Origin of the sequence: Pseudomonas sp. NBRC 111123, from assembly GCF_001320205.1 — a bacterium.
In the GTDB taxonomy this organism is placed as follows: Bacteria; Pseudomonadota; Gammaproteobacteria; order Pseudomonadales; family Pseudomonadaceae; genus Aquipseudomonas; species Aquipseudomonas putida_J.
The window spans coordinates 1-11318 of sequence record NZ_BCAZ01000056.1 but is presented as its reverse complement, the minus strand read 5'-3'; the positions used below and the strand labels follow the sequence as shown (position 1 = coordinate 11318).

At 64.3% G+C, this 11318-nt stretch carries 9 protein-coding genes; 3 read left to right on the top strand and 6 right to left on the bottom strand.

Going from position 1 to position 11318, the window contains the following annotated elements; all coding sequences use genetic code 11:
• Window positions 1–73 precede the first annotated feature (73 nt).
• Together APH27_RS22335 and APH27_RS22330 are read left to right on the top strand one after the other, a co-directional pair.
• Window positions 74–748 (top strand): COG3650 family protein, encoded by a 675-nt coding sequence (locus APH27_RS22335; protein WP_027918934.1) that lies wholly within the window; start codon window positions 74–76, stop codon window positions 746–748.
• Window positions 749–851: 103 nt separating this feature from the next.
• On the top strand, window positions 852–2459 hold the full coding sequence (locus APH27_RS22330) for an NAD(P)/FAD-dependent oxidoreductase (protein ID WP_060485935.1): 1608 nt from the start codon (window positions 852–854) through the stop codon (window positions 2457–2459).
• A gap of 70 nt (window positions 2460–2529) precedes the next feature.
• On the opposite strand, the gene APH27_RS22325 is transcribed toward APH27_RS22330, so the two are convergent.
• The 6 genes from APH27_RS22325 to dinG all read right to left on the bottom strand — a co-directional run bounded on the left by APH27_RS22325 (window position 2530) and on the right by dinG (window position 10714).
• Window positions 2530–2994 (bottom strand): glycine zipper 2TM domain-containing protein, encoded by a 465-nt coding sequence (locus APH27_RS22325; protein WP_027594232.1) that lies wholly within the window; start codon window positions 2992–2994, stop codon window positions 2530–2532.
• Window positions 2995–3217: 223 nt separating this feature from the next.
• Entirely contained in the window at window positions 3218–3865 is a 648-nt protein-coding gene (pdxH, locus tag APH27_RS22320; RefSeq protein ID WP_027918936.1) for a pyridoxamine 5'-phosphate oxidase, read from the bottom strand.
• Between the two features lie 19 nt (window positions 3866–3884).
• Window positions 3885–4862, bottom strand: a complete 978-nt coding sequence (locus tag APH27_RS22315; protein ID WP_027918937.1) for an OmpA family protein — start codon at window positions 4860–4862, stop codon at window positions 3885–3887.
• Between the two features lie 99 nt (window positions 4863–4961).
• Window positions 4962–6107 carry an EstA family serine hydrolase gene (locus tag APH27_RS22310; protein ID WP_027918938.1) on the bottom strand — a complete coding sequence of 382 codons (1146 nt, stop codon included), beginning with the start codon at window positions 6105–6107 and terminating at the stop codon, window positions 4962–4964.
• 143 nt (window positions 6108–6250) lie between these two features.
• Window positions 6251–8488 (bottom strand): beta-galactosidase, encoded by a 2238-nt coding sequence (locus APH27_RS22305; protein ID WP_060485934.1) that lies wholly within the window; start codon window positions 8486–8488, stop codon window positions 6251–6253.
• 81 nt (window positions 8489–8569) lie between these two features.
• On the bottom strand, window positions 8570–10714 hold the full coding sequence (gene dinG / locus APH27_RS22300) for an ATP-dependent DNA helicase DinG (protein WP_060485933.1): 2145 nt from the start codon (window positions 10712–10714) through the stop codon (window positions 8570–8572).
• A 98-nt stretch (window positions 10715–10812) separates the two neighbouring features.
• Between dinG and APH27_RS22295 the strand changes: the two genes are divergently transcribed.
• On the top strand, window positions 10813–11277 hold the full coding sequence (locus APH27_RS22295) for a CopD family protein (protein ID WP_027918941.1): 465 nt from the start codon (window positions 10813–10815) through the stop codon (window positions 11275–11277).
• Window positions 11278–11318 lie beyond the last annotated feature (41 nt).

The window sequence follows — 11318 nt, the reverse complement described above, 5'->3', positions numbered from 1 at the left end:
AGGGCTTGTGATCGCCCCCCAGCCTGAGTAACGTGGCCAGCTCTTTGGCAAAGATTCCCCCGGAGCCCGCCCCATGCGCCTCACCCCTACCCTGCTGCTCAGCGCCCTGCTGCCCCTGTTCGCCGGCTGCCAGCTGCTGGCCGAGCAGCCCCGTGACCCGAACATCGGTACCACGCGCATGCAGGGCGAACTGAGCGCTGGTGGCGGCCGGCTCTTGTTCAAGCCCTGCGGGGAAAGCCGCCACTTCGTGATCAACGATGTCGCCGGCACCGGCATCCTTCAGGAGTCCGTCAGCCTGGCCAAGGACGCCAACGCCAAATTGTTCGCCGACGTGCGCGGGCGCCTGACCGGTAGCAAGCAGGCCGACAACGATGGCCAGCTGGAAGTCAGCCGCCTGTACCGCCTGGAGCCTTCCACCCGTGCGTGCGACGACCCCAACTTCAAGCAGCTGACCTTGCGCGCCAACGGCCATGAGCCGGACTGGGACATCAAGGCCAGCGGCAAAGGCATGGTACTCAACCGCGTCGGCAAAGACCCGCTGCCCCTGCCGTTCCTTGAAGAGGAAGTACCCGGCGGCGGCCTGACCCTGACCAGCGAAGCCAACGGCCAGCACGTTGAACTGTGGGTCGCCCCGCAGCGCTGCGTCGATGGCGCGACCGGCGCCGTGCGCCACCTGCGCGCCGAGCTACGCATCGACGGCCAGACCCTGCACGGTTGCGGTTACTACGGCGGTGCGCGCGACAACTGATCGCCGGGCGCTTTTATCCTGCCAGTCGGGGCGGCTAACAGCTTATACTTGGCGGTTTGTGTAAAGCCGCCGGCCGCCCATGGCCGGGATACTGGACCCTGCCATGCTACGAATCACCGAACTGAAGCTGCCCCTGGACCATCCCGACGAAGCCCTGCGTGAAGCCATCGTCCAGCGCCTGGGCATCCGCGACGAGCAACTGCTCAGCTTCAACCTGTTCAAGCGCAGCTACGATGCGCGCAAGAAGAACAGCGAGCTGCTGTTCATCTACACCATCGACCTGCAAGCCAGCAACGAAGCCGAGCTGCTCAGCAAGTTCGCCGACGATCACAACATCGGCGAGGCACCTGACGTTACTTACAAGTTCGTCGGCCAGGCTCCGGACGGCCTGCAAGAACGCCCGATCGTGGTCGGTTTCGGCCCGTGCGGTATCTTCGCCGGCCTGCTGCTGGCGCAGATGGGCTTCAAGCCGATCATCCTTGAACGCGGCAAGGAAGTACGCCAGCGCACCAAGGACACCTGGGGCCTGTGGCGCAAAAGCGTGCTCAACCCCGAGTCCAACGTGCAGTTCGGCGAAGGCGGCGCCGGTACCTTCTCGGACGGCAAACTCTACAGCCAGATCAAAGACCCGAACCACCACGGCCGCAAAGTCCTGGAAGAGTTCGTCAAGGCCGGTGCGCCGGACGAGATCCTGTACATCAACAAACCGCACATCGGCACCTTCCGCCTGACCGGCATGGTCGAGCAGATGCGCCAGGACATGATCGCCTTGGGCGCCGAAGTGCGCTTCCAGGAAAAGGTCACTGACCTGCTGATCGAAGACGGCCAGCTGACCGGCGTGGTGCTGGAGAGCGGTGAGCAGCTGCACTCGCGTCATGTGGTCCTGGCCCTGGGCCACAGCGCCCGCGACACCTTCCGCATGCTGCACGCCAAGGGCGTGTACATGGAGGCCAAGCCGTTCTCGGTGGGCTTCCGTATCGAGCACCCACAAACGCTGATCGACAAGGCGCGCCTGGGCAAGTACGCCGGCCACCCGAAACTCGGCGCAGCCGACTACAAGCTGGTGTACCACGCCAAGAACGGCCGTTCGGTGTACAGCTTCTGCATGTGCCCGGGCGGTACCGTGGTCGCCGCCACCAGCGAACCGGGCCGCGTCGTCACCAATGGCATGAGCCAATACTCGCGTAACGAGCGCAACGCCAACTCCGGCATCGTCGTCGGCATCGACCCCGAGCGCGACTACCCGGGCGGCCCGCTGGCCGGCATCGAGTTGCAGGAGCGCCTGGAAGCCCATGCCTACGTCATGGGGGGCAGCAACTACCAGGCACCGGCGCAGCTGGTGGGTGACTTCGTCGCAGGCAAGCCGTCCACGGCCTTGGGCAGCGTCGAGCCGTCGTACAAGCCAGGGGTGACCCTGGGCGACCTGGCGCCGAGCCTGCCGGACTTCGCCATCGAGGCAATCCGCGAAGCGCTACCGGCATTCGACCGCCAGATCAAAGGCTACAACCTGCATGATGCGGTGTTGACCGGGATCGAGACACGCACCTCGTCGCCGCTGCGCATTACCCGTGGCGCGGACTACCAGAGCCTGAACCTGAAGGGGCTGTTCCCGGCAGGTGAAGGTGCCGGGTATGCAGGTGGCATTCTTTCGGCTGGTGTGGATGGCATCCGCATTGCTGAGGCCGTCGCTCGCGATATGCTCGGCCTCTGAGCCGCCAGCCCAGAAAAACAAAAAACCCCGAACAGGCCTGGCCCGTTCGGGGTTTCAATTACAGCAGCGATCAGTGCGAAACGCGGCTGGTACCGTCAACAGTCATGATGCGCACGCGGTCACCCACGCGGAAGATTTCATTCTCCTGCACGGCCTGGACATAGGCGCGCATGCTGCCATCGTCTTCACGCACAGTGATTTCCACACCCTGGGTACGGGTGATGCCTTCTTCGGCAGCCGAACCTGCCAGGCCACCGGCCACGGCACCGATTACAGCCGCTACGATGCTGCCGCGGCCACCGCCAACGGCGCTGCCAGCCACACCACCAACGATGGCGCCAGCACCACCGCCGATCGGCGTCTTGGTACCTTCGATCTTGACCGGACGCAGGGATTCGATGGTGCCCATGCGCACGGTCTGCACGCGACGGGCCTCATCACGGGAGTAGCTGTCACCGGTCAGGCTCGAGGCACAGCCACCGAGCAGCAGCGACATGGTGGTGAACGTCGCCACCAGCAAAGCGGATTTACGCATGGGTACAATCTCCAGAAAACAGGTGTCCATTAGACGCTGCGCACTGACGGCTGTCACGGCGCCAACGTAAAAAATTTATTTCCATTCAGCCCCTGTACAGCCATGACGGACAGTAATGCGGGCGTTACAGCTCAGACCAAGCATAGCCACGGATTACTTCATCGTCGTGTGCAGACGTTGTGGCATCAGAAAAGCAAGGGGCCGCAAAAGCGGCCCCAGGTAGTCACGGTGCAAGGCGCTCTCGCGCCCACTGCCCGTTGACAAGGCGGTAGTTCAAGCGGTCATGCAGGCGGCTGGCCCGCCCCTGCCAGAACTCGACCCGCTCCGGCAGCAGGCGGTAACCGCCCCAATGCTCCGGGCAATGCGGCTGGGTGTCGGAGAAGCGCGCTTCGGTGGCCTTGACCAACGCTTCGAGCTCCTCACGATTGGCAATCACCCGGCTCTGCGGCGACGCCCAGGCCCCCAGGCGGCTGCCCAGCGGGCGCACCTGGTAGTAGTCATCCGACTCCTTGGCCGTGACCTTTTCCACTTGCCCCTCGATTCGCACCTGGCGCTCCAGCGCTGGCCAGAAGAAGGTCATGGCAGCGAACGGGTTGGCCAGCAGTTGCTGGCCCTTGGCGCTGTCATAGTTGGTGAAGAAGGTGAAACCACGGTCATCGAGGCCCTTAAGCAGCAGCACGCGGCAATGCGGGCGGCCCTCGCCATCGACCGTGGCGAGGGTCAAGGCGTTGGCCTCTACCGGTGGCTGCTCGGTCTTCACTGCATCGGCAAACCACTGGTGGAACAGGGCGAACGGCTCACCCGGGGCCTGGGCTTCGGCCAGGCCATCACGGGTGTAGTCGCGGCGCATATCGGCCAGGGATTGGGTCATGGCTGCGTATCCTTGACGATCAGTTGGTCTTCGCAGGGCTGTTGGCGGCTACTTTCTTGTCGGTGGTAGCGGCTTTCTTGGCGGCAGGCTTGGCTGGCGCGGCCTTTTTCTTGGCGGTGGTCTTCGCCGCAGGTTTGGCAGCGGCTTTCTTCGCAGCTGGCTTGGCAGCCGGTTTCTTGGCTTCTACGGGCTTGGCCGCGGGCGCCTTGGCGTCCTGCACGGCAACCATCGAAGCCGGGGTGGCCACAGGAGCCGCCTGTTGGTACTTGGCCAGCAGCGCAAGCATGGTGTTCTGCGGCGTCAGCAGCATTTCCACACGACGGTTCAGGGCACGGCCTTCGGGGCTATCGTTGGCGGCACGTGGCATTTCCGAGCCCATGCCCTTGAGCGACAGGCGGTCACGCTGCAGCCCGCTCAGTCGGAAGATCGCCGATACCGAAGCGGCGCGTTCCAGGCTCAACTTCTGGTTGGCAGCAGCCACACCGCTGGTGTCGGCATGGCCGAGCACCAGCACGGCAGTCTTCGAGTCACCTTCGACAGCTTTTGCCACGCGGGTGATCGGGCCCAGGGTCATCGGCAGCAGCATGTTCGGGCGATCCGGGTTGTACGAGCTGTCGACGGGGATGGTCACCACCAGTACGTTGTCACGGCGCTCCAACTCCAGCTTGCTGTCCTTGACCGCTTCACGCAGCTTCGGCTCGTACTGGTCCAGCCAGGCCTGGGTGGCCTTTTCGTCGATCTTCGGTACTACCGGCCCTTTGGCCTGCTGGTCATCACCGCCAAACGGCCACCACCAGTGGCTGGCGCTCTCGGACTTGGCATCGGCCTTGGCGACTTTTTCGGTTACCGCCGCTTTCACGTCCTTGTCGGCAACCGTGTCCGAACCGAACGGCCACCAGCTGCTGCCGCCATCCTTGGAGGCATCCTGGGAATGGCTGGCGCAACCGGTCATGGCGGCCAGGCACAGGGCGAGAGCTAAGGTTTTATGTGAAGACATCAGCGATACACCATGAAATTGATAGATATTTTGCCAACGCACTTCAGGCGTTGGCATTGAGGATAGTCAAAGGGGTTGCGTAATACCCGCTTTACCCGATCAAAGGCAAGTGCCAAGCACGCGTACCAGCTGCTGGGCTCTTGGATCCATGAGCACGTAAGGGCCGAGGGTATTGACCACGAAACCGAAGGCCACGTCGTGCTCTGGGTCGGCGAAACCGACCGAGCCGCCTGCGCCTGGATGGCCAAAGGCACGGGCACCGAGCCCGAAGGTGGCATTCGCCACATCGGGCTGGTCGAGCATGCAACCCAGGCCGAAACGGGTCTGGGTCAACAAGGTACGGTCTTGGCCAAGGCTGTGTTCGCGGGTCAGCTCATCAAGCAGTTCGGATTCGAGCAGGCTGCCGTCGAGCAGGCCGGCATAGAAGCCGGCCAGGCTGCGCGCATTGCCATGGCCATTGGCCGCCGGCTGCTGCATGCGCCGCCATTCAGGCTTGTTGGTGCTGGTCAGGATGGCCGGCGGGTTGGTGAACGCACGGGTCGACAGCGCCTCGGGCTCACGCATGGTCACCTGCAACAGGCGCTGGGCCGCGGCATCACCTGCGTTACCCTTGCCACGGGCAATATGCGCCACGCGGTGGAACGCTTCATCGGCCAGGCCTACGTGGAAGTCCAGGCCCAGCGGCCGGGCGGTACGGGCGACGATCGACTCACCCGGGCCACGGCCATCGACGCGGCGGATCAGTTCACCGATCAGCCAGCCGTAGGTGATGGCGGCATAACCGTGCTCGGTGCCGGGTGCCCACCAAGGCGTTTCGGCCGCCAGGGCGTCGACCATGGTCTGCCAGTCATACAGGGCTTCAGCTGGCAGCAGCTCACGGATGGCCGGCAGGCCGGCGCGGTGGCTGAGCAACTGTCGCAGGGTAATGTTCTGCTTGCCGGCCTGTGCGAACTCCGGCCAGTAGCGCGCCACCGGGGCATCCAGGGCAAGCTTGCCCTCACCCACCAGCTGCAGCGCCGTTACGGCAGTGAAAGTCTTGGTGCAGGAGAACAGGTTGGCGATGGTATCGCTGTGCCAGGCCTGCTGGCCGTCCTTGTCGGCGCTGCCCGCCCACAGGTCGACGACCGTCTCGCCACCGACCTGGATGCACAGCGCTGCGCCACGCTCCTGGGGATCCTCGAACAATGCCGCGAACGCTTCGCGTACTGCTTCGAACTTCAGCTCATAGTGACCCTGGATCTGCACCCGCTGTTCTCCGTACGACCATGCTGACAAAGGCGTGCATTGTTTCAGTAGTTGGCGGTTTTGCCTACTGGGCAGGGCCGGATGGTCTGCGTCGAAGCAGCGGTGTCATCTGTACCAGGGGCGCAGAGCGCCCCAATAGACGTTCAGGGGGCCTTTTTCTCCAGTTCGCCGCGCAACTGACCAACGGCCTGAAGGTTGCTCTTGCGCACGGCCTCGACAAACCCCGGGTACGCCACATCGGTGATCGCCACCAGGCCCAAGTGGCCATTCTCGCCATCGAGCAAGCGCCCGCTGGCCGGTTGGTCGAGGTACTGGAACCAATGCGCGCCAACGACCATCGGCTGTGCCAGGGCGGCCTTGAGGAAGTTGCCGTAGGCCGGCCCGCGGTCCTCTTCCCTTGCCACTTCCACCGGCCCTGGCCAGAACGGCCCACGGTCGCGCGAGCCAAACTGGAATTCGGATACCAGCACTGGCTTGTCGAGCTCGGCCAGGCGGGCGAAGTCATAGCCATCTTCGGGTTTGAGGGTATAGAAATTGAAACTCAGCACATCGCAGAACTCGGCGCACGCCTTGACGGCTTCCGGCGTGCTCACGGCATAGCGACCGCCCAGCAACAGGTGGTTGGGCGCATGCCAATTCAGTGCGTCGGCAATGGTCTTGAAGTAGGTCTCGGCGAATACCTGCTGGAAATACTGGTAATCACGCTCGATCTCTGGGTGCTCGGGATTCGGCAGCGGCGCCTCGAAGCCTGGGTCTTCCATCAGCTCCCAGGCTTGCAGGTCGATGCCCCAGGCCTTGGACAGCCCCTGCTGGTTGCGGTACTTGTCGCGCAGCTGCTTGAGGAAGGCGCGCTTGGCTGGCACATCGGTAGTCAGCCGCAAGGTGCCGTAGGCCAGGCCATACCGCGCCTTGGGGTCATTGCCGGGCGCCGCCCAGGCCAGTTCATTGTCGGCGAAATAACCGATCAGCCAGGGGTCGTCACGGTGATCGCGCGTGGCAATGGCCACGGCGCGTTCAGTGGCCATGGCGAACCGTGGGTCGAACGGGTCTGGCATGCGGCCCCACCAATCCATGCCGGTGCTGATGCTGGCATAGTCACCGACAATCGACAGCGGCAAGGTATAGGGCATCCGTTTGGCCTGGCCGAGGGCCGGGTCGCTCCAGTTGCCCAGGGTATTGAAGCCCCAGGCCTGCAGCCGGTCCAGGGTGTGCCCCTGCCAACGCTCGGCGTCCAGCGCCAGCGTTGGGCATTCCGGGGCGGCTTGCCCTTGCGCGGCAGGCGGGCACGGTTTGCCATAGGTGCGCTGGATGTTCGCGGCATAGAAGTCGAACCAGCGGCCTTGCTTGAAACTGCGCCCTTGGGACGAGGCGTTGCCATCGTCGTTGTTGCCTTCACCATAGAAGGCCGTCAGACCGTCGCCTTCACCTGGCAAGGCCTTGAACATGCCCTCGCGGCCGGCAATGTAGGTGCGCCCACCATCGGCAGCCACGGCATTGACGCCCAACGAGTAGAACGGGTGCCCCTCCGGCGTAACCAGGTACCAGCGACCATCGCGCTTCTGCGTGCGGAAAAAACCCTTGGCTTCGAACGCCGGCCCGGCCAGCAAGCCGCCGTAGCTGTCCAGTGGCTGTTTCTGAAGTTCAGCCAGCCAGCTCTTGAGTTGCTGCTGTTCACGACTGTCGGCGGCCTTGAGCTGATCGTCATTGGCGATCTTCTCGGGCCAGTGCCCCCGGGTGGACTGGCCGTAGGCATCGATCAACGCGTGGTAGGCCGCCTGGTAGGCCAGGTTGTCGTCCTGGATGCCGACCCTCTCGATCAACAGGTTTTGCGCCACCTTCGGGTTAGGTATGGTCAGGCTGACAGCCACCACCTGCTTGAGGTCGACCTCACCTGCACTGCTGGTAAACAGCAACCGCTGACCTTCGTATGCCCATGGCATTGGCGGCCCGGCGCGCATGCCCTGGCTCAGCGGCGAACTGGCCTTGAGCGGCACCATGACGGTTTGCGCAGGCCCCGCGGGCAAGTCGATACGGCTGGTCAGCGTGCGTCCATCGCTGCCGAGCACGCTGACGTCGACAGTCAAAGCCCAATCCTGGGCGCTTTGCATACGCAAGGTAAGGAACTGCCCAGCCGACCAGTCCCACACGCCGCTCTGCGGGCTCAGGCGCAGGGTCGGCCGTTCAACCGGATTGAACACCACCCGCCTGAGCACCTCGCCTTCGGCCGTCTGCTCCGCGTTGTACTGCGGCATGCCGGTGCCTTCGGTCGCCACATTGACCACCGAGGCCGGGCGGACGAAGCTGAACAGCGTTTGCTGCCCGGCCAGCAAAGGCGTGCTGAACAACAGGGTAATTACCACGGGCAAGGTGCGGCGGATCATAGGGCTGGGGCTCTCCTTCCAGGCCCTCATGGGCCCGCGACTGAGTAATGGACAACGGGCCGGCGCATCGTGCTCCGGCCGTCAGGAAATCTCCCGCCGGAAAGGCGGCAGCGCATTGAGAATAGCCTTGCCATAGCGCTGCGTGACCAGACGCCGATCCAGCAAGGTAATGACGCCGCGATCCTGCTCGGTACGCAGCAGGCGGCCGCAGGCCTGGATCAGGCGCAGCGAGGCGTCAGGCACGGCAATCTCCATGAACGGGTTGCCACCACGGGCTTCGATCCACTCGGCCAGGGCCGCTTCGACCGGGTCGTCTGGCACCGCGAAGGGGATCTTGGCGATGACCACATGTTCACAATAGGCCCCCGGCAGGTCGACACCCTCGGCGAAGCTGGCCAGGCCGAACAGCACGCTGTGCTGGCCATCGTCGACCCGTGCCTTGTGCTTGTTCAGGGTTTCCTGCTTGGACAGGTTGCCCTGGATCAGCACCAGCTTGCGCCAGTCGCGGTCCAGGCCGTCGAACACTTCCTGCATCTGCTTGCGCGAGGAGAACAGCACCAGCGCGCCACGGGCATCCTCGACGATGCCCGGCAGCTCGCGGATGATCGCTGCGGTGTGTGCCGCCGCGTCGCGCGGATCGGCCTTGAGGTCGGGGACCCGCAACAGGCCGGCATCGCCGTGCACGAACGGGCTGGGCACCACGCAGGTGACGGCATCGCGGGGCAACCCCGAGCGCATGCGGAAGCGGTCGAACTTGCCCAGCGCGGTCAGTGTGGCCGAGGTCACCAGAGCACCATGGGCGACACTCCAGAGGCTGCGCCGCAGCATTTCAGCGGCAAGAATAGGGCTGGCATTGACCTCGATGTCGAACAGCGCGCCGCTTTCGGCCAGCGTCAGCCAACGCGCCATGGGCGGGCTGTCTTCCGGGTCTTCGGCGGTGAACGCGGTCCATAGCTCCCAGTTGCCCTGGGCACGCGTGACCAGGCTGCCGAACAGTGGGTACCACTCCTCGGCTTGGTGGCTGGCGATTCCGATGTTGACCTCACCGTCCATGCCTTCCTTGAGCAGGTCGGCCAGGCGCGTGAACAGGTCATTGAGGCGGGCGAAGCCCTTTTTCAATTCGATGCCGACTTCGCGGATCTGCTCCGGCACCACACCGCCCTCGAAGCGATAGCGCGGGCGCTCGCGGCCTTCGGTGTCCTCGCTGGGGCGGAAGTCGGCGACCTGCTCGCACAGGGTGAACATGAACTGCTGCTGGGTGCGCACTTCCCGCGCCAGCTCCGGTACCTGTTCGATGTACTTGCCCAGGTCGCCTGGCAACGGGTGCTGGGCCAGCAGCTTGGTGAGGTTCTTGGCAGTCTGTTCCAGCCAGTCGGCAGTGGAGCGCAGACGCGAATAATGGGCGAAATGGCCGATGGCCTTGTCTGGCAAGTGGTGGCCTTCGTCGAACACGTACAGGGTGTCGCGCGGGTCGGGCAGCACCGCGCCACCGCCCAGCGCCAGGTCGGCCAGGACCATGTCGTGGTTGGTGACGATCACATCGACCTTGCCCATGCCCTCGCGGGCCTTGTAGAACACACACTGCTGGAAATTCGGGCAGTGGCGGCCGGTACACTGGCTGTGGTCAGTGGTCAGGCGCGCCCAGTCCTGGTCCTCGATGGCCTCCGACCAGCTGTCGCGGTCGCCGTCCCAACGGTTGCCAGCGAGCTTTTCGATCATGCTGTTGAACAGCTTCTGGCTGCGCTCGTCAACCTCGATGTGGAAGCCTTCTTCTTCGAACAACTGGGCAGTGGCCGACTGCGCGTGGCCCTCCTGCAGCAGGATGTCGAGCTTGGACAGGCACAGGTAACGGCCGCGCCCCTTGGCCAGGGCGAAGCTGAAGTTCAGGCCGCTGTTGCGCATCAGGTCCGGCAGGTCCTTGATGACGATCTGTTCCTGCAAGGCCACGGTCGCGGTGGCGATCACCAGGCGCTTGCCGGCGGCCTTGGCGGCCGGGATCGCGGCCAGGGCGTAAGCGACCGTCTTGCCGGTACCGGTACCCGCTTCCACCGCGACCACGGCGGGCTCGCCGGCACGGCGGCCTTCGTCGTCCCAGGCGATGTCGCCGAGCACCTTGGCCACTTCGGCGATCATCAGGCGCTGGCCATACCGCGGCTTGAGGCTCTTGGCTTCGAGAAAACGCGTGTAGGCGCCCTGGATGGTGGCTTTGAGTTCGTTGCTGATCATGGTCTGCAGGCGCCCGGAGGGCTGGATATATTTTCAGTGTTTCGCATGGGGCGGCTATCATACCCCGCTATTGCCCTTTATGCCGCATGGAGATCCGGATGGTTGCCTTTGCCCTGCCTTATACACTGCATGTCCTTGCCGCCCTGGTGTGGGTCGGCGGCATGTTCTTCGCCTGGCTGGTGCTGCGCCCGGCAACGGTTGCAGCCCTTGAAGGGCCTGCCCGCCTGCGCCTGTGGGTGGAAGTTTTCCGACGCTTCTTCGTCTGGGTCTGGCTGGCCGTGGCGATTCTGGCGATAAGTGGTATCGGCATGTTGCACATGCGCTTCAGCGGTTTCGAGACCGCCCCCAAGTATGTACACGTGATGATTGGCGGCGGGATTGCCATGTTCGCGCTGTTCATGCGCATCCAGGCATTGCTGCTGCCGGAGCTCAAGGCAGCGGTGCAGGCCGAGGACTGGCCGGCGGGCGCCGCGGTACTCGGGCGCATTCGGCGGATGGTGGGCATCAACCTGCTGCTGGGCCTGGCGGTGGTTGCGGTGGCCAGTTCCCGGCTGTTGATGTGAGGGGTTCTACGCAGCATTTTCGGTGCCTGTGAGATCGCGCG

What these genes read in the sequence shown, in the direction of transcription:
- APH27_RS22305 (WP_060485934.1), bottom strand. Translation starts at nt 8,488, where the DNA reads ATGATCCGCCGCACCTTGCCCGTGGTAATTACCCTGTTGTTCAGCACG.
- APH27_RS22315 (WP_027918937.1), bottom strand. Translation starts at nt 4,862, where the DNA reads ATGTCTTCACATAAAACCTTAGCTCTCGCCCTGTGCCTGGCCGCCATG.
- APH27_RS22325 (WP_027594232.1), bottom strand. Translation starts at nt 2,994, where the DNA reads ATGCGTAAATCCGCTTTGCTGGTGGCGACGTTCACCACCATGTCGCTG.
- APH27_RS22335 (WP_027918934.1), top strand. Translation starts at nt 74, where the DNA reads ATGCGCCTCACCCCTACCCTGCTGCTCAGCGCCCTGCTGCCCCTGTTC.
- APH27_RS22295 (WP_027918941.1), top strand. Translation starts at nt 10,813, where the DNA reads ATGGTTGCCTTTGCCCTGCCTTATACACTGCATGTCCTTGCCGCCCTG.
- pdxH (WP_027918936.1), bottom strand. Translation starts at nt 3,865, where the DNA reads ATGACCCAATCCCTGGCCGATATGCGCCGCGACTACACCCGTGATGGC.
- dinG (WP_060485933.1), bottom strand. Translation starts at nt 10,714, where the DNA reads ATGATCAGCAACGAACTCAAAGCCACCATCCAGGGCGCCTACACGCGT.
- APH27_RS22330 (WP_060485935.1), top strand. Translation starts at nt 852, where the DNA reads ATGCTACGAATCACCGAACTGAAGCTGCCCCTGGACCATCCCGACGAA.